The sequence below is a fragment of the Rothia kristinae NBRC 15354 genome (assembly GCF_001570865.1).
GTDB classification, from domain to species: domain Bacteria; phylum Actinomycetota; class Actinomycetes; order Actinomycetales; family Micrococcaceae; genus Rothia; species Rothia kristinae.
On sequence record NZ_BCSM01000004.1, the window covers coordinates 63451 to 86169 of the forward strand.

General features: G+C 73.1%; 21 protein-coding genes, 1 tRNA gene and 1 riboswitch. Of the genes, 16 read left to right on the forward strand and 6 right to left on the reverse strand.

The window, feature by feature from the left end; genetic code table 11:
- Position 1: 1 nt before the first annotated feature.
- Together KKR01S_RS03730 and KKR01S_RS03735 are read left to right on the forward strand one after the other, a co-directional pair.
- On the forward strand, positions 2 to 691 hold the full coding sequence (locus KKR01S_RS03730) for a hypothetical protein (RefSeq protein WP_058730837.1): 690 nt from the start codon (positions 2 to 4) through the stop codon (positions 689 to 691).
- 69 nt (positions 692 to 760) lie between these two features.
- Positions 761 to 1411 (forward strand): class I SAM-dependent DNA methyltransferase, encoded by a 651-nt coding sequence (locus tag KKR01S_RS03735; protein WP_061225325.1) that lies wholly within the window; start codon positions 761 to 763, stop codon positions 1409 to 1411.
- Between the two features lie 115 nt (positions 1412 to 1526).
- Here the strand turns inward: KKR01S_RS03735 and KKR01S_RS03740 are convergent.
- Positions 1527 to 1600, reverse strand: a tRNA-Gly gene (locus tag KKR01S_RS03740).
- Positions 1601 to 1697: 97 nt separating this feature from the next.
- Between KKR01S_RS03740 and dcd the strand changes: the two genes are divergently transcribed.
- From dcd to KKR01S_RS03755, 3 genes are read left to right on the forward strand one after another with little or no spacing between them, the layout of a single operon-like run.
- A complete protein-coding gene (gene dcd, locus KKR01S_RS03745) occupies positions 1698 to 2303 on the forward strand; it encodes a dCTP deaminase (protein WP_061225326.1) in 606 nt (201 codons plus the stop codon).
- Positions 2300 to 3679, forward strand: a complete 1380-nt coding sequence (locus KKR01S_RS10785; RefSeq protein ID WP_061225327.1) for a hypothetical protein — start codon at positions 2300 to 2302, stop codon at positions 3677 to 3679. The genes dcd and KKR01S_RS10785 overlap by 4 nt, the downstream gene beginning before the upstream one ends.
- Entirely contained in the window at positions 3676 to 4788 is a 1113-nt protein-coding gene (locus KKR01S_RS03755) for a TlpA family protein disulfide reductase (protein WP_061225328.1), read from the forward strand. The genes KKR01S_RS10785 and KKR01S_RS03755 overlap by 4 nt, the downstream gene beginning before the upstream one ends.
- Positions 4789 to 4808: 20 nt before the next feature.
- On the opposite strand, the gene KKR01S_RS03760 is transcribed toward KKR01S_RS03755, so the two are convergent.
- The gene (locus KKR01S_RS03760) at positions 4809 to 6239 is read right to left on the reverse strand and encodes an MFS transporter (RefSeq protein WP_081101533.1); all 1431 of its coding nucleotides are present in this window, start codon (positions 6237 to 6239) and stop codon (positions 4809 to 4811) included.
- 18 nt (positions 6240 to 6257) lie between these two features.
- On the opposite strand from KKR01S_RS03760, the gene KKR01S_RS03765 reads away from it, so the two are divergent.
- From KKR01S_RS03765 to mnhG, 6 genes are read left to right on the forward strand one after another with little or no spacing between them, the layout of a single operon-like run.
- Complete coding sequence (locus KKR01S_RS03765; RefSeq protein WP_081101534.1) at positions 6258 to 9389, forward strand: Na+/H+ antiporter subunit A; 3132 nt, start codon at positions 6258 to 6260, stop codon at positions 9387 to 9389.
- Entirely contained in the window at positions 9386 to 9904 is a 519-nt protein-coding gene (locus KKR01S_RS03770; RefSeq protein ID WP_058731220.1) for a Na(+)/H(+) antiporter subunit C, read from the forward strand. The genes KKR01S_RS03765 and KKR01S_RS03770 overlap by 4 nt, the downstream gene beginning before the upstream one ends.
- Entirely contained in the window at positions 9901 to 11508 is a 1608-nt protein-coding gene (locus KKR01S_RS03775) for a Na+/H+ antiporter subunit D (RefSeq protein ID WP_058731219.1), read from the forward strand. Before KKR01S_RS03770 ends, KKR01S_RS03775 begins: the two co-directional genes overlap by 4 nt.
- On the forward strand, positions 11508 to 12191 hold the full coding sequence (locus KKR01S_RS03780; protein WP_064725159.1) for a Na+/H+ antiporter subunit E: 684 nt from the start codon (positions 11508 to 11510) through the stop codon (positions 12189 to 12191). Before KKR01S_RS03775 ends, KKR01S_RS03780 begins: the two co-directional genes overlap by 1 nt.
- A complete protein-coding gene (locus KKR01S_RS03785) occupies positions 12191 to 12511 on the forward strand; it encodes an MrpF/PhaF family protein (RefSeq protein ID WP_099049717.1) in 321 nt (106 codons plus the stop codon). Before KKR01S_RS03780 ends, KKR01S_RS03785 begins: the two co-directional genes overlap by 1 nt.
- Positions 12508 to 12969 carry a monovalent cation/H(+) antiporter subunit G gene (mnhG, locus tag KKR01S_RS03790; RefSeq protein ID WP_081046370.1) on the forward strand — a complete coding sequence of 154 codons (462 nt, stop codon included), beginning with the start codon at positions 12508 to 12510 and terminating at the stop codon, positions 12967 to 12969. Before KKR01S_RS03785 ends, mnhG begins: the two co-directional genes overlap by 4 nt.
- Positions 12970 to 13003: 34 nt before the next feature.
- Here the strand turns inward: mnhG and KKR01S_RS03795 are convergent, their stop codons facing one another.
- Positions 13004 to 13276: a DUF4235 domain-containing protein gene (locus tag KKR01S_RS03795; protein WP_058731217.1), complete on the reverse strand. Its 273-nt coding sequence runs from the start codon at positions 13274 to 13276 to the stop codon at positions 13004 to 13006.
- Positions 13277 to 13498: 222 nt separating this feature from the next.
- Positions 13499 to 13603: riboswitch (TPP riboswitch) on the forward strand.
- A gap of 73 nt (positions 13604 to 13676) precedes the next feature.
- Here KKR01S_RS03795 and KKR01S_RS03800 point away from each other — a divergent pair.
- The 5 genes from KKR01S_RS03800 (at position 13677) to KKR01S_RS03820 (ending at position 19416) form a co-directional block, all read left to right on the forward strand.
- A complete protein-coding gene (locus tag KKR01S_RS03800; RefSeq protein WP_058731216.1) occupies positions 13677 to 14297 on the forward strand; it encodes an ECF transporter S component in 621 nt (206 codons plus the stop codon).
- 20 nt (positions 14298 to 14317) lie between these two features.
- The gene (locus KKR01S_RS03805; protein ID WP_061225329.1) at positions 14318 to 16033 is read left to right on the forward strand and encodes an ABC transporter ATP-binding protein; all 1716 of its coding nucleotides are present in this window, start codon (positions 14318 to 14320) and stop codon (positions 16031 to 16033) included.
- Between the two features lie 10 nt (positions 16034 to 16043).
- Positions 16044 to 16826, forward strand: a complete 783-nt coding sequence (locus KKR01S_RS03810; protein WP_064725174.1) for an energy-coupling factor transporter transmembrane component T family protein — start codon at positions 16044 to 16046, stop codon at positions 16824 to 16826.
- 288 nt (positions 16827 to 17114) lie between these two features.
- Positions 17115 to 17972 (forward strand): ABC transporter ATP-binding protein, encoded by an 858-nt coding sequence (locus KKR01S_RS03815; protein WP_081101535.1) that lies wholly within the window; start codon positions 17115 to 17117, stop codon positions 17970 to 17972.
- Between the two features lie 4 nt (positions 17973 to 17976).
- Positions 17977 to 19416, forward strand: coding sequence for an FtsX-like permease family protein (locus KKR01S_RS03820; protein WP_061225331.1), 1440 nt, complete (start codon positions 17977 to 17979; stop codon positions 19414 to 19416).
- Between the two features lie 246 nt (positions 19417 to 19662).
- On the opposite strand, the gene KKR01S_RS03825 is transcribed toward KKR01S_RS03820, so the two are convergent.
- The 3 genes from KKR01S_RS03825 to KKR01S_RS03835 form a co-directional block, all read right to left on the reverse strand.
- Positions 19663 to 20574, reverse strand: coding sequence for an aminotransferase class IV (locus KKR01S_RS03825; RefSeq protein WP_061225332.1), 912 nt, complete (start codon positions 20572 to 20574; stop codon positions 19663 to 19665).
- A gap of 163 nt (positions 20575 to 20737) precedes the next feature.
- Entirely contained in the window at positions 20738 to 21928 is a 1191-nt protein-coding gene (locus KKR01S_RS03830; RefSeq protein WP_151196415.1) for a multidrug effflux MFS transporter, read from the reverse strand.
- 197 nt (positions 21929 to 22125) lie between these two features.
- Positions 22126 to 22719, reverse strand: coding sequence for a nucleoside/nucleotide kinase family protein (locus KKR01S_RS03835; RefSeq protein WP_061225333.1), 594 nt, complete (start codon positions 22717 to 22719; stop codon positions 22126 to 22128).

Sequence of the window (22719 nt, forward strand, 5' to 3'; positions counted from 1 at the left end):
GATGGCGGAGAACACCCGGGACATCCCCGAGCGGTACGGGAAGCTCGTGCAGGGCTTCCACCCGCGCATCGGCTCCTACGGGCGCAGGCTGCTGGCCGTGGCCCCCAACCTCCTGCTGGCGGCGCTCCTGCTGGCCTACCTGGCGTACAAGCGTCCGGCGGCGACCATCACCGTGATCGCGGTGCTGCTGATCGCGGGGTCGGCGGCCGCCTGCTACTCGGTGCTGCGCCCGGCCACCGCGGCCCTGACCGAGACGCACCTGCTCAAAGCCCGGCTGATCGGATGGACGGCGGTGCCCCGGGAGCGGATCGCGGGCACGGTGTTCGTCGCCCGGCTGCGTCCGGCGGGCGCGGATGCCGCCCGCGGGCCCTTCGCCCGGCTGCGGTCCCGCGGGGTCCCGGCCCTGTGGTTCACGGACGCGCAGGGACGCCGGCTGATGCGCTTCGATGGGCGGATCTGGGATGCGAAGACCCTGCGGGGGCTGTCGGGGAAGCTGACCCCCAGCACCGAGGTGTACGAGCTGGCCGACGTCGAGCAGATCGACGCCGCCCACCCGCACCTGATCACCTTCGCCGAGCGCCACCCTCGGTTCCGCTCCACGGTGCTGACCGTGCTCGGGGTGCTCATCCTGGTGCTCGTGCTGCTGCTGGCCTTCTGGCCGGAGCTGCTGCACGCCCAGCGCCTCGTCTGATCCCCGCAGGCCCTGCCCGAGGGGCGCCGCCCGACGCGGGCCCCGGCGGCGGGCTCCTAGACTGGCCCCATGCGTGAACCGTCTCTGTGGGAGCAGCAGGTCCAGCGGAATCCCGAGCACTCCCGGTGGTACATCCAGCGCTTCGAGGCCATGCGCGCCGCGGGCGCGGACCTGGCCGGGGAGGCCCGGACCATGGACGCCCTGCTGCCGCGCGCGGCTCTCGTGCTCGACGCCGGCGCCGGGCCCGGCCGGGTTGGCGGGCAGCTGCTGGCGCTCGGGCACCGCGTGGTCGGGGTGGATGTGGACCCGGTGCTGGTCGAGCAGGCGCGGGCGGATCATCCCGGGGCTCAGTGGCTGGTCGGGGACCTGGCGCAGCTCGGCGCGGTCCTGCCCGCGGGTTACCTCGGGTCCTTCGACGGGATCGTGTGCGCGGGCAACGTGATGACCTTCCTGGCGCCCTCGACCCGGCGGGACGTGCTGGCCGGATTCGCCGCCGCCCTGAAGCCGGGGGCCCGGGCGGCGGTCGGCTTCGGCGCGGGGCGCGGCTACGGCTTCGGGGAGTTCCTCGACGACGCCCGCGCCGTCGGTCTGGAGCCGGCGACCCTGCTGGGCACGTGGGATCTGGAGCCGCTCACCCCGGACTCGGACTTCCTGGTGGCCCTGCTGCGTCGCCCGCAGGATCCGGCCCGCGACGCCGGATCGCGCACGAGCCTCCTCTGAGGGCCGGCGCCCCGCGAGACCGCACAGAAAAGCCGAGACCGCACAGAAAAGCCGAGACCGCACCCGGCGGGTGCGGTCTCGGCATCTTCGTGCGGTCTCGACGTCGTCGAGACGATGGAGCGGCTGACGGGAATCGAACCCGCGTATCAGGCTTGGGAAGCGTGCGCTCTACCATTGAGCTACAGCCGCATGCGCCGTTCCGGCACCCCATGACTCTACCCCACGATCCGGAGGCGGCACAAACCGCACCCGCGGCGCGCCGGCGCCCGTGCTCTACAGTGGAACCGTGCTGATATCGGACCGTGACATCCGCCGGGAGATCGACGAGGGCCGCATCGGCCTGGACCCCTACGATCCCGCCATGCTCCAGCCCGCGAGCATCGACGTGCGCCTGGACCGCTTCTTCCGGCTGTTCGACAACCACAAGTACCCCCACATCGACCCGTCCCAGGACCAGTCCGAGCTGACTCGGCTGGTGCAGACCCGGGCCGACGAGCCGTTCATCCTGCATCCGGGGGAGTTCGTGCTCGGGGCGACCTACGAGAAGGTCACCCTGCCCGACGACGTCGCCGCCCGCCTGGAGGGCAAGTCCTCCCTGGGCCGGCTCGGGCTGCTCACCCACTCCACCGCGGGCTTCATCGACCCCGGGTTCTCCGGTCACGTGACCCTCGAGCTGTCCAACATGGCAACCCTGCCGATCATGCTGTGGCCGGGCTCCAAGGTCGGGCAGCTGTGCTTCTTCCGACTGAGCTCTCCCACCGAGCACCCCTACGGCACCGGCGAGTACGGCAACCGCTACCAGGGTCAGCGCGGGCCCACCGCCTCCCGCGGCTACCTGAACTTCCACCGCACCCGCATCCCGGAATCCTCCGAGCCGAGTCCGCGGGCATGACCCCGCCGCGCGTGTTCACCCTGCGCGCCATGGGTCGGCGCGTGCAGGTGTGGGCCGAGCCGGGCGTGCCGGAGGCGTTCCTCGAGCGGCTGCGTGTGTCCTGGGCGGACTGCCTGGAGCCCGATGACGCGGTGTCCGACGACGCCGAACCGGCGGGGACCGAGTCCCCGGGCGCCGATGCCGTGCTCCGGCTGGTCGGCCCGGACCTCCCGCCCGCCGATCCCGCATCCGCTGCAGCCGCCGATGCCGAGCCCGCCCCCTCCCGCCCGGAGGGCGCCGACGCCCCCGAACCCGCCCGCCTCGTGGTCGGCCCGGAGTCCACCTGGCCCGGCGCGGAGCAGTCCTTCACGACCCTGGTCACCACCACCCTGCTGGGGCTGCTGGTGGGGCGGGTCCACCTGCTGCACGCCGCGGCCCTCACGCCCCCCGAGGACGCCGTCGGGGAGGGGCCGTCGTCGGCCCTGGTGCTGGTCGGCCCCTCCGGGCGCGGCAAGACCACCGCCTCCCTGGCGCTGGCCCGGGCCGGGTGGGGCTACCTCTCGGATGAGACCGCGGTGATCGACCCCGCGGATCGGGCGGTGGCCCCCTATCCCAAGCCGCTGTCCGTGATCGAGGAGGCCGGGCGCCCCAAGGTCCAGCGCGCCGTCGGCGGAATGGGGCTGGCCGTGCGCCGCCGGGGTGCGCCGCTGGGCGGACTCGTCCTGCTGCATCGGCTCGGCCAGGAGGAGGACCCGGGCGGCCCGGTGCCGCGCATCGAGCCCCTGCCGCTGGCCGAGGGGCTGCAGGCCCTGGCCGAGCAGTCCTCCGGGCTGGAGCGGATGCCCGACGGCGTGGTCCAGCTGGCCCGGCTCGTGCAGGACACCGGCGGGGTGCGTCGGGTCCTGTACCGGGAGGCCGCGACCCTGGACCCGGTGTTGCGGGGCCTCGCCCGGGACCCTGAGGCCACCGCGGTCCGCGAGCCCTGGACCCGCATCGCCGAGGAGGAGGGGGCGCCCCGATCCGGGCGGGAGGGCCGATGGCGCCGGGCCCCCGAGACCCACGGGATCGACACCGAGCAGGCGGCCCTCGTGCTGCGCCCCGGGCACAGCTACGTGCTCACCCGAGCCGCGGCCGACGCCTGGCTGCTGCTGGAGGGCCCCGGGCGCACCGCGACCGACCTGCGCGGCGCACTGGAGCGCCGCCACGGCCCGGCCCCCGACGGGGCGGTGGAGGACATCCTGGCCACGCTGGCCGAGGAGGGACTCCTCCGGGACCCCGGGCAGAGCGCCGACCCCGCGGTGACCAACACTGCCGCCCCAGTCAGCACCGCCCCGGCCGCAGGCCCCCGGCCATCCGCAGAAGCACCCCGTCCCGTCGAAGAGGAACCCGCCCCATGATCACCGCCGCTCTGGCCCTGCCCCTGATCCTCGCCGTCGTCCTGGTGCTCAGTGGGATCGCCAAGCTGCGCGCCCCGCAGACCGTCGCCGCGGGCTTCCGGGACCTGCGTGTGCCCGCCGCCCTGGACCGGGCCTGGCTGCGCGCTCTCCTGCCGTGGGGGGAGCTGGTTCTGGCCGCGGCCCTGCTCGCCGCCCCCGGGGCGCTGGCCCCGGTGGCCGCCATCGCTGCGGCCCTGCTGTTCCTGGCCTACTGGGTGCTGATCCGCCGGGCCCTGTCCTTCGAGGAGCCGGTCAGCTGCGGTTGCTTCGGGGAGGCCAGCGCGGAGCCGGTCAGCGGGTGGACCCTGGCCCGCAACACCGTCCTGGCCCTGGTGGCCCTGGGCTGGGTCGCCTGCTCCTTCGTCACCTCGGGCCCCGGGCTGATCGCGGCCCTGCGCGGGGCGGATGCCCTGTGGCTGCTCGGCGGGGCGCTGGGCGCGCTGACCCTGTGGCTGAGCATGCCGCGCGGTGCGGCCGCCCCCGCCGCCGTCGACCCCGCGGCGGGCGCGGGGACCCTCGGCGCGCCGCGCCCCGCGGGCGCCCCGGGTGAGGCGAGCGCCGATCAGGAGGCCGAGGACTACGTGCGCCGCCCGACCCCGGGCATGCTGCTGCGCGATGCCTCCGGCGAGCTGATCTCTCTGCGCAGCCTCGCCTCGCAGGGGGCACGGCTGCTGCTGCTGGTCTCCCCGGGGTGCGGCTCGTGCACCATCACCATGGCCGACGCCGTGCAGTGGCGGGGGAACCTGGGCCCGGTCACGCTGCACCTGATGACCCAGGCCCCGCAGGAGTCCCTGGAGGCCCAGACGGACGCATCCCTGCACGAGGACGCGCTGTACGACGTCGGCGGCTTCGCCTACGAGCTGCTGGGCATGGCCGGCACGCCCACGGCCGTGCTGGTGGGGGCCGACGGCGCCCTGGCCGGGGGACCGGTCGGCGGCTACGAGGCGATCCGCGAGTTCGTGGCCCAGATCCGGGACCAGCTGGCCGAGGCGGAGCAGCTCGACCCCGCCCAGGACGACACCGGGCAGGCCGATGCCGATCAGAGCGGTGAGGCCCGCCCTGCGAGCTGAGCCCGGGCCCCCGCGGGGGCTCAGCCCTCGCGCACCCGCAGGCCGTCGGCGTCGGCCTCCGCGGCCGGCTGCTGGGCACCGCCGACCCGCGGCAGGGTCAGGGCGAGGATCAGCCCCGCGGCGAGCACCAGGATGATCCCGGCCACCCCCCAGATCTGCTGCCCCGTGATCGCCACGAACAGGGAGAACAGGGCCGGGGCGAGGAAGCTCATCGCCCGTCCGGTGGTCGAGTACAGCCCGAAGTACTCGCCCTCCTTCCCCGGCGTCGTGATCCGGGAGAGGTAGGTGCGCGCCGCGGACTGGGCCGGCCCGACGAAGCCGCACAGGATCAGCCCGCACACCCAGAACGCCGCCTGCCCGCGCAGGAGCAGCAGGGGGCTTGCCGCGGCGATCAGACAGACCAGCGAGATCACGATGACGCGCTTGGGTCCCAGCAGATCGTCCAGGCGCCCGCCCAGCAGCGCCCCGGCCCCGGCCACCAGGTTGCCGGCGATCGCGAAGACGATGACCTGGTTGGTCGAGAAGCCGAAGGTCCCGGCGGCCAGCACCCCGCCGAAGGTGAAGATCCCGGCCAGCCCGTCCCGGAACACCGCCGAGGCGATGAGGAAGCGCAGCGTCGCCGGCTCCTCGCGCAGCAGCCGCAGGAGGGTCCTGCCGAGGCGCCGGTAGGAGTCCCGGATGGACTCGCGCGCGGCCTGCGGGGCGAGGTCCTCCACCGCGGTCTCGGGGAAGCGCACCAGGATCGGCAGGGAGAGTGCTGCCAGCCACACCGCGGAGAACACCGCGACGCCGCGCAGGTTCAGCGCCTCCTCCTCCGGCAGGCCCAACAGGCCGGGGGAGATGAACCCCAGCAGCACGATCAGCAGCGCCAGGATCCCGCCGAAGTAGCCGAAGGACCACCCGATCCCGCTGACCCGCCCCACCGTCTTCGGGGTGGAGATCACCGGCAGCAGGGCGTTGTAGTGCACCGTGGCGATCTCGCTGAAGATGTTCGCCAGCCCCAGCAGCCCCACCCCCAGGTACAGGTAGGCCGGCTCCGGGCGCACGAAGAAGCACGCGGCCACGCACACCGCCACCAGGGCGGTGTTCAGCCCCAGCGCCCGACGTCGGGACCCAGCCCGATCCGCCCGCTGCCCCACGACCGGGGCGCTGAGGGCGACGACCAGCCCCGCGATGGCCAGCCCGGTGGAGAGCACCCGGGAGGTGTGCGCCTCGTCGCCGAAGGAGGCGCTGGTCAGATACACGGAGAAGACGAAGGTGGTCATCACGGCGTTGAAGCTCGCCGAACCGGCGTCCCAGAGGGCCCAGGCCAGCGTCGGACGGCGGCGGGGTGTGATCATGCCTACAGGGTACAGCCCGGGCGGTGCACCGCTCCGGGGATCGGCGTTCGGCGGCCCCCGGGCGGGTTGCGGGCTTTTGGTATCCTGGGGAGGACCTGCTCCCCGGGCCATGTTAAGGAGTTCACCCGTTTGACCGCCGTGATCCTCGCCCACGGGATCGCCGCCCTGGTCTGCCCGTTCTTCTTCCGGCGCTGGGGTCGCACCTGCTTCTACGTCCTGTCCCTCGTCCCCGCCGTCTGCTTCGTCTGGCTGTGCACCCTGGCCCCGGCCGTGCTGGGCCGCGGCGAGCAGCTGAGCACCTCCCTGCCCTGGATCCCGTCCCTGGGGATCTCCCTGACCTTCCGCATGGACGCGCTGTCCTGGATCCTCTCCGCGATGGTCCTCGGCGTCGGCGCCCTGGTCCTGTTCTACTGCGCCCAGTACTTCCGCCACACCAACCAGCACTCCGGGCGCTTCGCGGCGGAACTGGTGGCCTTCGCCGGGGTCATGTTCGGCCTGGTCACCGCGGATGACCTCATGGTCATGTTCGTGTTCTGGGAGGTCACCAGCGTCCTGTCCTACCTGCTGATCGGGTACTCCAACGCCCGCCAGTCCGCGCGACGGGCGGCCCTGCAGGCGCTGATCGTGACGACGGCGGGCGGGCTGGCGATGTTCATCGGCCTGGTCATGCTCGGCAACCTCGCCGGGACCTACCTGATCTCGCAGATCGTGGACACCGCGCCCACCTGGCTGGTCGGTGCGGACCCGGGCTATCTGGCCGCGGTCGTCGTGCTGGTGCTGGTGGGGGCCGGGTCCAAGTCCGCGCTGTTCCCGCTGCACTTCTGGCTGCCCGGCGCCATGGCCGCCCCGACGCCGGTCAGCGCCTTCCTGCATGCCGCGGCCATGGTCAAGGCCGGCATCTACCTCATCGCCCGCCTGGCCCCCGTGCTCGCCCCCGTGCAGCCGTGGCTGCCCATGGTGCTCGGGCTGGGGCTGTTCACCATGCTGTTCGGCGGCTACGCGGCGCTGAAGCAGCACGACCTCAAGCTGATCCTCGCCTACGGGACCATCAGCCAGCTGGGGTTCCTCGCCGCCGTCGTGGGCCTGGGCACCCCGGACTCGCTGTACGCGGGGCTGGCGATGATGGTGGCCCACTCCCTGTTCAAGTCCACCCTGTTCCTGCTCACCGGGGTCATCGACCACCAGGCCGGCACCCGGGACATCCGGCGCCTGTCCGGGATCCGGCACCGGGCCCCGTGGCTGTTCGCGATGGCCGTGGTGGCCTCCGCCTCGATGGCGGGCATCCCGCCGCTGCTGGGCTTCGTCGCCAAGGAGGCCGTGGTGGAGGTCGGGCTGGACGCCTCCCACGGGGAGGTGGCCGGGCTCGGCGCCGGGGTCGGCTGGCTGGTCCTGCTGGGCATCGCCGTCGGCTCGGTGCTGACCCTCGCGTACACCGCCCGCTTCCTGTGGGGCGCCTTCGCGGACAAGCGGCCCTCGGACGTGCTGGCCGAGGTGCGGGACGAGGACGGCGCGGTGCGTCCCACCGGCTTCCACCGCATCTCCCCGGCCTTCGCCGTCGCCCCGGCCGTGCTCGCGGTGCTGTGCCTGGGCCTGGGGCTGTGGCCGGAGCCGGTCTCCGCCGCGGTGCACGCCTACACCGAGCAGTTCGGCCACGGCCACCTGCACCTGGCCCTGTGGCACGGACTCACCCCGGCACTGGGGGTCTCCGCCCTGATCATCGCGGCCGGTCTCGGCCTGTTCGCCGCGCGCCGGCCCGTGCAGTCCTTCCAGCTGGCCCTGCCGCAGTGGCCCGCCGCCGACGCCGTGTACCGCGCCGTCGTCGGGGCGATCGACTGGGCGGCGGTGCGCGTGACGGGTGCGACCCAGCGGGGTTCGCTGAGCTTCTACCTGGCCGTCATCATGGTCACCGCCGTGCTGGTGCCCACGGTGGGGCTGTTCCTGGTGGACACCCCGCCGCTGAACCCGCTGCGCTGGACCGATTCCCCGGCCCAGTGGGCCACCGTGATCATCATGATCGCCGCGGCGCTGATCGCTCAGCGGGCCCGCAAGCGCTTCCTGGCGATCCTGATGGTCTCCGTCACCGGCTACGGCATCTCCCTGCTGTTCGCCCTGCGCGGGGCCCCGGACCTGGCCCTGACCCAGATGCTCGTGGAGACGATCTCCCTGATCGCCTTCGTCCTGGCGCTGCGCATGCTGCCCTCCGGGCTGTGGAACCGCTTGGGCGCTCGGGTGCGCCATCGGGCCGCCCGGGTGGCCATCAGCATCGGCTTCGGCGCGTTCATGATGGTGCTGGCCGCCTTCGCCCTGTCCTCCCGGATCACCGACCCGATCTCCCTGGCGATGCCGCAGGCCGCCTACGAGATCGGGCACGGCAAGAACGTCGTCAACGTGATCCTCGTGGACATGCGCGCCTGGGACACCTTCGGGGAGACCTCCGTGCTGGCCCTGGCGGCCACGGGCGTGGCCTCCCTGATCTTCATCGCCGGGCGCCAGGACCTCTCCCGGGCCCGCAAGCGCCTGGACACCCAGGGGCTGCGCACCGTGACCCGGCGCTACGCCGGGCGCACCGACCTGTCACCCGGGGCACAGGTGGCCAACGACTTCATGGACGTGCAGCGGGACCCGTTCCTGGTGGCCGGGCGGACCCTGGCCCCGGAGAACCGCTCGCTGATGCTGGAAGTCGTGACCCGACTGATTTTCCACAGCATCCTCATCGTCTCCCTCTATCTGCTGCTGGCCGGGCACAACCTGCCCGGCGGCGGCTTCGCCGGGGGGCTGCTGGCCGGGCTCGCCCTGGCCCTGCGCTACCTGGCCGGCGGGCGCTACGAGCTGTCCGAGGCCTCCCCGGTCAACGCCGGGGTGCTGCTGGGTTCGGGCCTGCTGATCTCCGGAGCCTACGCCCTGTCCCCGCTGCTGTGGGGCGGGGACGTGTTCACCTCCTACGCCTTCGACCTGCACCTGCCCGTGTTCGGGGAGGTCCACCTGGTCACGGCCCTGATCTTCGACATCGGGGTGTACCTCGTGGTGGTCGGGCTGATCCTGGACGTGCTGCGCTCCCTCGGCGGGAAGATCGACGAGAACCTCGAGCAGGAGCGGGAGGCCTCGGCGCGTCGGGCCCGCGGGCCGCGGCGCATCCAGGTGCGCCGTTCCTCCACCGTCGCAGCCACCCCCTCCGGCCCGGTCACCGCGACCCCGGTGGACGAGGACGGCGAGGCGACCGCGGACACCGCCGCCGTCGCCGGGGAAGGAGGCCGAGCATGATCGACGCCGCGCTGCTGCTGGTGATGGGCGTGCTCTACGCCGTCGGGGTCTACCTGATCCTGGAGAAGGCCCTGACCAAGGTCCTGCTGGGGCTGATGCTGATCACCAACGCCACCAACATCTTCATCCTGCACGCCGGAGGCCTGCCGGGCCGGGCCGCCTTCTGGGACGGCACCACGGATCCGGCGGATTACACCGACCCCCTGCCGCAGGCGCTGATCCTCACCGCGATCGTCATCTCCTTCGCCGTCACCGCGCTGATGCTCGGGATGATCTACCGCAGCTGGGTCCTCTCCCGCAAGGACGACATCCAGGACGACGCCGAGGACCGGCGCGTGGCCGCCCAGTCCGACTACGACCCGGAGGACGACGACGCCGCCCCGATCGAGCCCTCCGAGTTCGAGGGCTCCGAGGAGGAGCGCGAAGCCGAGTACCGACGGCGCAAGGAGCGCCAGGCCGCCGCGGGTGGAACCCGCGATGAGGCACGACGAGCACGGAAGGAGCGCCGCCGATGACCATCTTCGATCTGGCCCCGGCGGCGGTGATCCTGCCGCTGATGACCGCCGGCTTGGACTTCGTCTTCTACCGCCGCCCCAACGTGCAGCGGGTGGTCTCCCTGGCCGCCGTCGTCGCGGTGCTGGTCCTGGAGATCGGGCTGCTGGCGGCCAGCTGGTCCTCCGGGCCGGTCTCGGTCTCCCTGGGCGGGTGGGGCGCGCCGCTGGGGATCGTGCTGGTCGTGGATCGGCTGGCCTCCCTGATGCTGGTGGTCTCCTCCACCGTGTCCCTGGCGGTGCTGGTCTACGCGACCGGCCAGGGCCTGGCCGACGGCGACGACGACTCCCCGATCTCCGTCTTCCACCCCACCTACCTGGTGCTGCTGGCCGGGGTCTCCAACGCGTTCCTGGCCGGGGACCTGTTCAACCTGTACGTGGGCTTCGAGATCCTGCTGACCGCCAGCTACGTGCTGCTGACGATGTCCGGCTCGGCCCCGCGCATCCGCGCCGGGGTCACCTACACGGTGGTCTCGGTGGTCTCCTCGATGCTGTTCCTCATCGCCATCGGGATGGTCTATGCCGCGGTGGGCACCGTGAACATGGCCGACGTCGCCGCGAAGATCCCGGATCTGCCGGAGGGCACCCAGACCCAGCTGCACCTCCTGCTGCTCGTGGCCTTCGGGATCAAGGCCGCCGTGTTCCCGCTGTCCCTGTGGCTGCCGGACTCCTACCCGACGGCCCCCGCCCCGGTCACCGCGGTGTTCGCGGGTCTGCTGACCAAGGTCGGGGTGTACGCGATCATCCGCACGGAGACGCTGCTGTTCCCCGGCAACCCGGTCAGCGACCTGCTGACCTGGGTCGCGATCCTCACCCTCGTGGTCGGGATCCTGGGTGCGCTGACCCAGACGGACATCAAGCGCACCCTGTCCTTCATCCTCATCAGCCACATCGGGTACATGATCTGGGGCATCGCCCTGGACACCGAGGCCGGGCTGATGGCGGTGGTGTTCTACGTCGCCCACCACATCGTCATCCAGACCAGCCTGTTCATGGTCGTGGGCCTGCTGGAGCGGCGCGGCGGCACCGCCAACATGGATCGCCTGGCCGGGCTGGCGAAGATCGCCCCGGTCCTGGCGGTGCTGTACTTCATCCCGGCGATGAACCTGGGCGGCATCCCCCCGTTCTCCGGCTTCCTCGGCAAGGTCGCCCTGATCGACGCGAGCGTGCAGAAGGGCGGCTGGGAGGCCTACACGATGGCCGGCGTCGGGGTGTTCGTCTCCCTGCTGACCCTGATGGTCCTGGCCCGGGTGTGGAACCGCGTGTTCTGGCGCCGTCCGGAGGACGCCGAGTTCCCGGACCCGATCCTGCTGGCCCGGACCGGCGACGGGGACTACGGGGTGCTGACCTCCGGTCAGACGGCCTCCGGGGCCTACTCGGAGAAGGACGTGACCCTCCTGCCGCGCACCATGGTCGGGTCCACGGCGGCCCTGGTGGCCGTGGGGGTCGCTCTCACGGTGTTCGCCGGGCCCATCTTCGACTTCTCGGGTGCGGCCGCCCACAGCCTGGATGACCAGCAGACCTACATCCGCGCCGTGCTGGGCGAAGCGGCGGAAGGAGGCCGGTGATGAACGAGCCGACCGGGCGCCTGCCCACCACCCGCCCCTCGGGGGCGCACCTGACCGAGGTCGTGCTGATCCTGTGGCTGGTGGTGCTGTGGGGCGCGCTGTGGCAGGACTACGGCATCGGGAACCTGGTCTTCGGGCTGGTGCTCGCGGTGCTGGTGGTGCGCGTGTTCAAGCTGCCGCCGGTGCGCTCCTCGGGCCGGTTCAACGCGCTGCGGGCCCTGGAGTTCCTGGCGAAGTTCCTCTGGTGGGTCTTCCTCGGCTCGGTGCAGGTGCTGTGGCTGGCCGTGCGTCCGGGACCGCAGCCGAGCAACGCCGTGGTCTCGGTGCGCTTGCGCTCCACGGATGACCTGATCATGACCGCGGTGGGCCAGGTGGTCTCCCTGATCCCCGGTTCGGTGGTGGTGGAGGTGGACCGGCGCAGCGCGACCATCTACTTCCACGCCATCGACGTCGCCACCGACGAGGACGTCCGCCGCTTCCGGGACCGGGTGTTCGCGGTGGAGCGGCTCGTGGTCGAGGTGATGGGCAGCCGGGAGCACCTGGCCGAGGTCCGCGGGCGGACCGGCGGACGCACCCGGGTGCGCCGATTCGAGAACACCGGGCCGGAGCGGGCCGTGCAGCGCCCGGAGGCCGCGGCGTCGTCGCCGGGGCCCGGCGCGGGCAGCGAGGAGGAGAGGCAGTGATGGAGGGCTTCGTCGTCGTGTGCGGGGTGATCCTGGTGGCCGCGACCCTGTGCACCATCTACCGGCTGGCCAAGGGTCCCACCCTGCTGGACCGGGTGGTGGCCTCGGATGTGCTGCTGGCGATCGTGGGGGCCGCGGTGGCCGTGGACATGGTCTACCGGCGCAGCTACGAGAACATGACCCTGGTGCTCATCGTCTCGCTGGTGGGCTTCCTGGGCTCGGTGACGGTGGCGCGCTTCGCCAACAACCAGAAGCCCGCGGAGGAGACCCCGGCCTCCGAGGTGCCGACCACGGCCGGGGACCCGGGGGTGGATCGATGAGCGGGATGGACGTCGCGGCCGGAATCTGCCTGATCATCGGGTGCCTGATGTCCCTGGGAGCGGGGATCGGCATCGTGCGCTTCCCGGACGTGCTGACCCGTCTGCATGCCGGGGCCAAGCCCCAGGTCTTCGGGCTGTTCATGCTGCTGCTGGGGGTGGGGCTGGCCGCGCGCTCCTGGGCGCTGGTGCCCCTGCTGGTGTTCGTGTGGGTGCTGCAGCTGGTGGTGATCCCCGTGTCCTCGCACATGGTGAGCCGTTCCGGGTTCCGCAACAAGCACTTCCGGCCCGAGTCCCTGTCCCACAACGAGCTGGCGGACCTGGTGCAGCGGATGTCCGAGGAGGACGCCCAGCGAGCGGACGCCGGAAACGCCCCGCAGACCGGGGCGGATGATGCGGGGGTGCGCGAACCCGGCGCGGACGCCGACGCCGACGCCGCGCGGACCGGTCGATCGGACTGACCCGCCCGCGCGGCGTCGGCGGGGCCGGTGCGGCTCAGACCTCCCGCTGGCCGCCGCGCTGCACCTGATCCTTCCGGTCGGCCTTGTTGGCCGCGCGGGTGATGCCCACCTTGATGAGGGTGCCCACCAGGCCGGTGATCAGGGACCACACGATGATGTCGCGCAGCGACTCCTCGGGATCCGCGTTGTCCTCGGGCGGCTCGTTGCCGGTGACCTTCCGCCACCCGGCGCTGAGCACCTTGTTGGCCAGGGCGACCCCGCCGAGGGAGGCCACCGTGGAACCGATCTTGATCAGGGGATTGCTCATTCCTGCTCCTTAGCTTTCGTGGTTCGCCGGCGCGGGCACCCGGCGTCGTCGAGTGATCTCCCGCGCATCCACCTCAGCTTACGGCCCGCTCGGCCCCGCCGCACCCGCCGGTGCGGGAGGGGGCGCCCCGATGCGGGAGCCTTCCGGTGGTTTGGGAGCACTCGGAGGGCTCCCGAAACACCGGAAGGCTCCCGAACCGCCGCTGCGCTAGGGTGGGGACGTCCACTACGACAGGGGAGCCCCGACCGGGGCTGAGAGTGCACACCGGTGCAGACCCTCGAACCTGACGCGGTTCATACCGCCGGAGGAAGTCGAGTTCTCGGACCCCGCGGCCCATCCCGGCCCCTCGCCGGGCGACGTCGCGGCGTCTCCCCTCCTGCCATCCCCAGGAGGAGCCCTCATGAACACCACCACGAGCACCCGACGCCGCAGCTGGCGGGTCGTGGACATCGTCATCGCCTCGGTCATCGCCGCGGCCTGCTCGCTGATCTTCTTCGTCTGGAACAACGCCGTGTACCCGGCCAGCAGCGCCGCGACCGCCGGGTTCCCGCCGCTGGGCGGGCTGATCGGCGGCGCCTGGCTGATCGCCGGCCCCCTGGGCGGGCTGATCATCCGCAAGCCCGGGGCCGCCCTGTACTGCGAGCTGGTCGCCGCGATCATCTCCGCCCTGCTGGGCTCCAGCTTCGGGCTGACCGTCATCTGGTCGGGGCTGTACCAGGGCGTCGGGGCGGAGCTGGTGTTCCTGCTGTTCGCCTACCGCCGCTTCGACCTGCCGGTGGCCCTGCTCTCCGGTCTCGCCTCCGGGGTGGTCATGGCCGTCATGGAGAACATCATCTACAACCCCGAGTGGACCATGGACTACAAGCTGGTCTACGTGCTGTGCGGCGCCGTCTCCGGGCTGGTCCTCGCGGGTCTCGGCGCCTGGGCGCTGACCCGCGGGCTGGTGGCCACCGGCGTCCTGGACTCCGTGGCCGCCGGTCGGGACGCCCGGCGCGCCGCTTCCCGACGTCGCCCGGCCTGACCCCGATGCGGACCCGACCGATGGCGTCTCGCGCGGCCGCCGTCACCACCGAGGGCTTCGGCTGGCACTACCCCAACCGGTCCGAGCCGGCCTTCCGCGACGTCACCCTGGAGATCCCGCCGGGGCAGAAGGTGCTGCTGCTGGGGCCCTCCGGCGCCGGGAAGTCCACGCTCCTGCACGCCCTGGCCGGGGTGCTGGACCAGGAGGAGGACCCGGCGCTGGGCACCGCCCTGATCGACGGGTTCCCCGCCGCCCGGGCTCGGGGCCGGGTGGGGCTGATGCAGCAGGACCCGGAGGCCTCGATCGTGCTCTCCCGGGTGGGTCAGGACCTCGCCTTCGGGCCGGAGAACCTCGGGGTGCCCCGCGAGGAGATCCGCCCTCGCTGCGAGGAGGCCCTGGCGGCGGTGGGCCTGGACCTGGACTGGGAGCGTCCGACGTCGGCGCTGTCCGGCGGGCAGAAGCAGCGCCTGGGACTGGCCGGGATCCTCGCGATGCGCCCGGGTCTGCTGCTGCTGGATGAACCCACCGCCAACCTGGACCCGGCCGGGGTGGAGGAGGTGCGCGACGCGGTGCTGCGCGCCGTGCGGGAGTACGGCTCCACGCTGGTCGTGGTGGAGCATCGCGTGGGGGTGTGGGCCCCGCACGTGGACCGGGTGATCGTGCTGCGCCCGGCCGGCGGCATCAGCCACGACGGCGCCCCCGAGAAGGTCCTCGGCGCCGCCCGTCGGGAGCTGATCGACGCCGGGGTGTGGGTGCCCGGGCACGTCCCGGTGGGTCCGGGGGAGGCCGACGGCGTCGCAGGAGGCGGGTCGAGGCCCGCCGTGCCCGGGACCGAGGAGGCGGGGACCGCCGATGCCGGGAGCACCGGGCGGGACTCCGGCGATGCCGAAACCCCCGCGGGAGGCGAGAGGCTGCTGGCGGCCCGGGATCTGGCGGTGACCCGGACCCATCCGCAGCGGCGCTGGGCCCGGGCCCGACGCCGCGCCGCGGCGTCGTCCACCGAGGCGCCTCCGGCCGCGGCGGCCGAGCGGGAGCCGTGGGCCCGGACGGCCCCGGTGGCCTCCCGCGGCATCGACCTGACGCTGCGCGCCGGGCAGCACCTGGCCGTGGTGGGCCCCAACGGCGCGGGGAAGTCCACCCTGGCCCTGACCCTGGCCGGTCTGCAGTGGCCGGCCGCCGGGCTCGTCGTCGCCGCCGGGGGGCTGCGCGGGGATTCGGGGGTGTCCTGGGACCCGATGTGCTGGTCCTCACCGGAGCTGATCCGGCGCATCGGCACCGTGTTCCAGGAGCCCGAGCACCAGTTCGTCAAGGCCACGGTGGCCGAGGAGCTGGAGCTGGGGGCGCGGCTGAGCGGGGCCGAGGATCCGGGCGCCCGGGCCGAGGACCTGCTGGAGCGGCTGCGCCTGGACCGGGTGGCCGAGGCCAACCCCTTCACCCTCTCCGGCGGGGAGAAGCGCCGGCTGTCCGTGGGCACGGCCCTGGCCGCCCGCCCGCGGGTGCTGGTCCTGGACGAGCCGACCTTCGGGCAGGACGCGATCACCTGGGCCCGGCTCGTGCGGCTGCTGGGAGAGCTGATGGCCGAGGGCACCGCCGTCGTGTCCGTGACCCACGACCTGGACTTCGCGGCCGCCCTCGGCGGGCGGCGCCTGGACCTGGGTGCGCGCGAGCACCGCCCCCGGAAGGCCGACGACGACGGGGGCGCCCGCCGCGCCGTCGGGCTCGGGGAGGTGGGCTGAGGTGGAGCTGATGGATCCGGTCTTCGCCCGGGCCAGCGCCCTGGGCCGCACCAACGCCGCCACCAAGATCGTCGTGGCCACCCTGCAGACCCTCGTCTTCGTGGTGAGCCTGGATTGGGTGACATCCAGCCTGGGGCTCGTCCTGCTCCTCGCGGCGATGACGGCGGCCGGGATGCGCCCGTGGGCGGTGGCCCGGAAGCTGTGGTTCATCTTCGCGGCCGCGGTGCTCTCCGGGTGGGCCACGGCCCTGATGGCGGAGAAGTCGGGGCGCCTGCTGCTGGATCTGGGGCCGTGGCAGGTCAGCACCGGCTCCCTCGACTCCGGGATCGCCATCATGCTGCGCGGCTGCGCGCTGGCCCTGATCTCGGTGATGTTCCTGGCCAGCACCGACGCCCACGAGCTGGGGGAGTCCCTGGCCCAGACCTTCCGGCTGCCCGCCCGCTTCGTGCTCTCCGCGGTGGCGGCCTTCCGTCTCATGGGTCTGCTGGCCGCGGAGTGGCAGACCCTGGCCGCCGCCCGGCGGGCCCGCGGCATCGGCTCCCGCTCCGCGCTGGTCGCGCTCACCACGGGCTTCGCCCAGCAGGCCTTCGCCCTCATGGTCCAGGCCCTGCGCCGCGCCTCGCGGCTGGCGGTGACGATGGAGGCCCGCGGCTTCGGCGCCGGGCCGCGCACCTGGCTGAACCCGCCGACCTACCACCGGGTCGACGTCGTGGTGCTGATCCTCGGGCTGCTGATCCCGGTGATCGCGGTCGGCGCCTCCCTCGCCCTGGGCTCCTACCGCACGATCTTCTGACCCGCCCGGGATCCGGCCCGTTCCGTTCGGTTCCGCGACCCGGCGCATTCGTTCCCATCCCTCTCCTTCCTTCTCGCGAGGCGGCGCATTCGTTCCCGAAAATGCGGATTCTGGGTACGGATGCGCCGGGTCGTGGGGGACGGACGTCATGTGAGGGCTGGCGGGGAGGGGAACAGTGGAGCCAGGTCTACCCCGGATCAGATCTGGGGCCACTGACTCCAGCCCCGCGCTTCACGAGAGTGGAGGGTGACAGAAAACGTCCCCGATCCCCCGAGGAGCGATCCCACCGTGACCACCCAGCCAGACTCTCCCTGGGCCACCCCCACCGTCGTACAGCCCGGGCCTGGGCCCGCTCACTCCGAGCCCGCCATCCCCGCCTCCGCCACCGCCCAGCCCGATCCCGCCCGGGAAGCGGCCCCCGTCGCCGTCGCCCGCGGGGTTCGGAAGATCTACGGCACCGGCCCGCAGGCCGTCACCGCGGTGCGCGGGGTGGACCTGGAGGTGGCCCCGGGCGGATTCACCGCCGTCATGGGACCCTCCGGCTCCGGCAAATCCACCCTGATGCACCTGATGGCCGGGCTGGAGACCCCCACCGAGGGCCGCGTGTGGATCGGCGGGCAGGAGATCACCGGGCTGTCCGACGCCGCGCTGACCTCGGTGCGCCGCCGCCGCGTCGGCTTCATCTTCCAGGCCTTCAACCTCATGCCCACCATGGACGTGCGGGAGAACATCCTCCTGCCCTTCGAACTGGACGACCGCAGGCCCACCGCCGAGCAGCGGCAGTGGATCGACCTCCTGTTGGAGCGTCTGGGTCTCACCGGGCGCGTCAACCACCGGCCCGGGGAGCTCTCCGGCGGGCAGCAGCAGCGGGTGGCCATCGCCCGGGCGCTCGCGACCCGTCCCGCCCTGGTCCTGGCCGACGAGCCCACCGGCAACCTCGACTCCCGCGCGGCCGGGGAGGTGCTGAGCCTGCTGCAGGCCGCCGCCCGGGAGATGGGCCAGGCCATCCTGATGGTCACCCACGACCCCAAGGCCGCCGCCCACGCGGACCGCGTGGTCTACCTGGCCGACGGGCGCATCGTCCGCACCGAGGGCTCCGGAACCCCCGAGCAGATCGCCGCGACCATGCTGAACCTGGAAGCGTAGCACCATGGCCAAGACCGTCAGGAACGCCGTCCGCGAGATCGCCCGCGAGCCCCGCCAGCACCTCTCGACCCTGCTGATCTGCGCCGTCGCCGCCTTCTTCGGGGCCGCCATGATCGCGGGGACCCAGCTGCTCGCCCACCTTATCGCCGGTCCGGAAGGCGCGGACGGAGCGGAGGGTGGGATCGCGCTGATGCTCGGCCTGCTCGGCACCGTCTTCTTCGGCATCGCGATCTTCGTGGCCGCGATCGTCGTCGTGAACACCTTCTCGATCGTCGTCGCCGGACGCACCCGCACCATCGCCCTGCTGCGCCTGCTCGGCGCCTCGGCTCCCTCCCTGCGCCGCGGGATCGGCGTGGAAGGGCTGATCGTGGGCGGGGTCGGCGCGGTGCTGGGCACGGTCCTGGCCGACGTCGCCGCCCTCGGCGCGGCCGCCTGGCTCGAGCACCGGCCCGACGCCGCGCCCCTGGGCTTCGCGATCATCCCCGGCACCGCAGTGCCCGGTGCGGTCGTGGTGCTGATGGCCTGGTGGGCAGCCTGGCGCGGGGCCCGCCCGGTGCTCGCCGTCTCCCCGATCGAGGGGACCCGGCGCACCGTGGAACCCGCCCTGAAGACCCTGCGCCGCGGCAGCCGGGCGCTGCTGGTCCTGGCGCTGCTCGGCATCGTCCTCGGTGCGGGCCTGCTGGGTCTGGGCGTGCTGGTGGGCTTCGCCTCCTCGGCGGGGGTGCTCCTCGGCTTCCTCGGCGGCATCGTCTCCTTCACCGGGATCGCGCTGGGCTCGGCGTGGATCATGCCCGCGTTCCTGGGGCTGGCGGGCCTGCCGCTGCGGGCCTCGGCCGCGGGGCGACTGGCCGCCGGCAGCGCCCGACGGCACCCGCTGCGCGCCTCGCGCACCTCGATGGGCCTGGTCATCGGGATCACCCTCATCATGATGTTCGCGACCCTGGGGCAGACGTTCCAGACGGTCATGACGCGGTGGAGTCGGGAGCTGGGGATCGCGGAGGATCAGACCAGTTCGGTCATGCGCAGCATCGACGACGTGCTGTGGTTCCTCACCGCGATGCTGGTGTTTTCCCTGGTCATCGCCGCGATCGGGGTGGTCAACAACATGCAGGCCTCAGTCATGCAGCGCACCCGCGAGCTGGGGATGCTGCGCACCATCGGCCTGTCCACCGCGGGGCTGTGGCGGATGATCCTCGCGGAGACGGCGCAGCTGACGCTGGCCGCGGCCCTGTTCGCGATCCCGCTGGGCATCCTCTACGGCTGGTGCGGCGCGCTGTCCATGCTGGCCAGCGTGGACGGGATCGGGTTCTTCCTCCCCACGCCGCCGTGGGCGATGATCGGGCTGGTGCTGCTGGGGTGCGCGGTGATCACCGGGATCGCCGCCGCGCTGCCGGCCCGCCGGGTCACCCGGGTCTCCCCGGTGGCCGCCCTGGCCGCGGACTGAGCCGACGCCGTGCCCCGGCGGCCCGGTGCTCTCGTTCCCGACCCCTCGCGACCCGGCGCTCTCGTTCCCGGTCTCTCGCGAGACGGCGCATCCGTTCCCATAATCGCGGTTTTCGGGAACGAGAGTGCCGTTTCGGCGAGGGATGGCCTCCCGTGTGGGAACGGGAGCGCCGACTCGGCGAGGGGTGGCCTCCTGTGTGGGAACGAAAGCGCCGGCCCGGCGGGGAGATCGCCGGGCGGCCGGTGCTCAGGCCGTGAGGAAGGAGGTCAGGAGGCGGGTCAGCTCCCGATCCACGGGCAGGACCTGGTGGTCCAGGTGGGTCACGGGGGCGAGCAGACGCACCGAGGAAGCCAGCCACACGCCGTCGGACTCCAGCAGGTCCACCGGGTACAGGGGGCCGTAGCCCAGCTCCCAGCCGCGCTCGCGCGCCGCCGCGAAGATCGCCCCCTGGGTGGTGCCGGGCAGGATGCCGTGGTTCGGCTCCGGAGTGAGCAGGGTGATCCGGTCCCCGGTGCGCCGGGCCGCGATCACCGAGCTGGTGGCCCCCTCCAGGATCCGGCGATCCGACGCCGTCCAGATCGCGTCCTGCGCGCCGAGGGAGCGGACGTGGCGCAGCACCGCCATATTCACCGCATAGGAGAGGGTCTTGGCGCCGGTCAGCAGCCACGGGTAGGCGGCGTCCTCGGCGGGATCGTGCCCGCGGGGCAGCAGCAGCGCCCGCACCCCCTGCTCACGGGCGGCGAGGGTGGATTCCGGCACCGGGGAGACGATGACGAGGCCGTAGGCCCCGCGCGTCGGGTCTCCCCGGCTGACCAGCAGCTTCACCACGGTCTCCTCGCCGAGGTCGGTGGCGGTGCCGATGCCCTCCCGGGCGGCCACCCGCAGGACCGTGGCGACGGCGGCGCGCCACCGGTCCTCGTCCGGGGCCGGCAGCTGCAGGAGCCGGGCGGAGTGGGCCAGGCGGGCCAGGTGCCGGGGCAGCTTCCGCACCGCGCCGTCGACGGCGAGCATGGTCTCGAAGACCCCGTCCCCGCGGGTGTACCCCTCGTCCTCGATGCCGATCAGGGGCGCGGCGGCGTCGAGCACCTCGCCGTCCGGGTGCGCGTCATCCACTCGGACGACGACGGGCGGCCTGCGGTCTGCGGGAAGCTCACTCATGCCCCCATTCTGCCCACCCCGCCGCAGCATCCCCTGCGCCCTGGCGCCCAGTCATCGATTCCGACGGATTTTCAGGCGAAAAGTCGTCGGAATCGATGACTCGGCGCCAGGGCGGGCGTCGGGGGCGGGGCGTCGGGCCGGGCGTCAGAGAGGGGGCGTCGCATCAGGTGGTCTGGGGGTGGGTGGCGGTGCGGGCGCGGGTCGTCAGGAACACCGTCAGGGCCGCGAGGGCGCAGATGCTCATGCTGATCGCCATCGGGGCGACGGCGTGGTCCCCGCCGAGCCCGACCAGCGGGGAGACGAGCCCGCCCATGCCGAACTGCAGGCACCCCAGCAGGGCCGACGCCGCCCCGGCGTAGTCCCGGCCCTGGCTCAGGGCCAGCGACGTGATGTTGCCGAAGATCAGGCCCTGGCAGCCGGCGCACAGGAACAGCAGCACCAGCACCACGGGCAGCGAGAGGGCCCCGGCGAGGGTCAGGCCCAGCAGGGTCAGGGCCGAGACCGCGACGATGCTCAGCCCCACCGGGGCGATCCGCTCCGGGACGGTGCGGCTCAGCAGCGCGTTGGACAGGACGGAGAAGAGGAGGATCCCCAGGGAGTTCGCCCCGAAGGCCAGGGCGTAGGCGGTGGAGCTCATCCCCAGGACGTTCTGCAGGACGTAGGTGGACCCGGAGATGTAGGAGAACAGGGTGCCGAAGGAGAGGACGAAGGCGATCACGAACCCCACGTATCGGGGGCGGCGCACCATCGCGGCCACCCCGCGGCCCACCGTCCGCAGGCCCCCGGAGTGGCGGCGCTCGGCAGGCAGGCTCTCCGGGACCAGGACGAACACCGCCGCCGCCATCAGCAGGGTCACCGCGGTGAGCACCCAGAACACGGTGCGCCAGGTGGACACCGCCAGGATCAGCCCGCCCACGGTGGGTGCCAGCACCGGGGCCAGGCCGTTGATCATCATCATGTAGTTCATGTACCGGGTGGTCTGGGTGCCCACGGTCAGATCCGCGATCATCGAGCGGGCCAGCACGATGCCGGCCGCCCCGGACAGCCCCATCAGCAGCCGGAAGCCGATGAGCACCTCCACGGTGGGGGCCAGGGCGCAGCCCAGGGAGGCCAGGAAGCACACCGCCGAGCCGATCATCAGGGGGCGGCGTCGGCCCCACTGGTCCGAGAGCGGGCCGATGAGCAGCTGCCCCAGGGCCAGCCCCAGCATGCACGCGGAGAGGGTGAGCTGGATCGTGGAGGCCTGGGTGTCCAGGTCCTCGGACATCCGGGGGAAGGCCGCGAGGTACATGTCCGTGGCCAGCGGTCCGATCCCGGAGAGGGTGCCGAACACGATCAGCAGGGGGACGCTCACGCGGGGAGCGGTGCTCTGGTGGCCCATGGGCGAGGAGGTCCCTTCCTGGGGAGCGCGGACCGGTCGAGGCGGTCGGCGGGGAGTCCGGCGTCGCGCCGGCTGACGGGACGATGGTAGAGGAAAAGCGGGCGCCCCCGTAAGCCGCGCCGGCCCGGGGGACGGCGTCGGGTGGCCCGGGCGAGGCCCGCCGGCCCGGCTCAGGGCAGTCGGGCCAGCAGCGCGTCCTCCTGCGCGGCCCAGCGCTCCCAATGCGGACGGTAGAGCTCCCCGTCGCGGGCCAGCGCCCGCCGACGCCGCTGCGCCGCGGGCAGCTGCAGCCACACGGTCAGGTCCGGCACGACCTCGGGGTGTCCGGGGGCGCTGGCCCCGACCCCCTCGGCGATGATCAGGGCGGCCTCGGCCGACAGGATGCGCTCGGCGGGATCGGGGGCGCCGGCCGCCCAGTCCCAGGCGCGCCAGGCGGCGTCGCGCCCGTCCAGCAGGCGGGTGAGCATCTCGGTCCACAGGCGCACGCCCTCGGTGAGCCCATCCCAGCCGGGGTAGAGGTCCTCCAGGTGGAACAGCACGACGCCGGCCGGGCACCGGGCCGCGGCGGCCGCGGCCAGGCGGGCGGCCAGGGAGGTCTTGCCGGCTCCGGAGCGCCCGTCCACCGCGAGCACCAGCGGCGCCCGGTTCCTCCAGTGCTCGGGCGGGAGGGTTCCGTCGCGGCCCAGCAGCTGCTCGAGGATTCCGGCGACGTCGGCGTCCTCGGGGTCGTGGTTCTCGATGACCCAGGTGCGCCCGGCGGACAC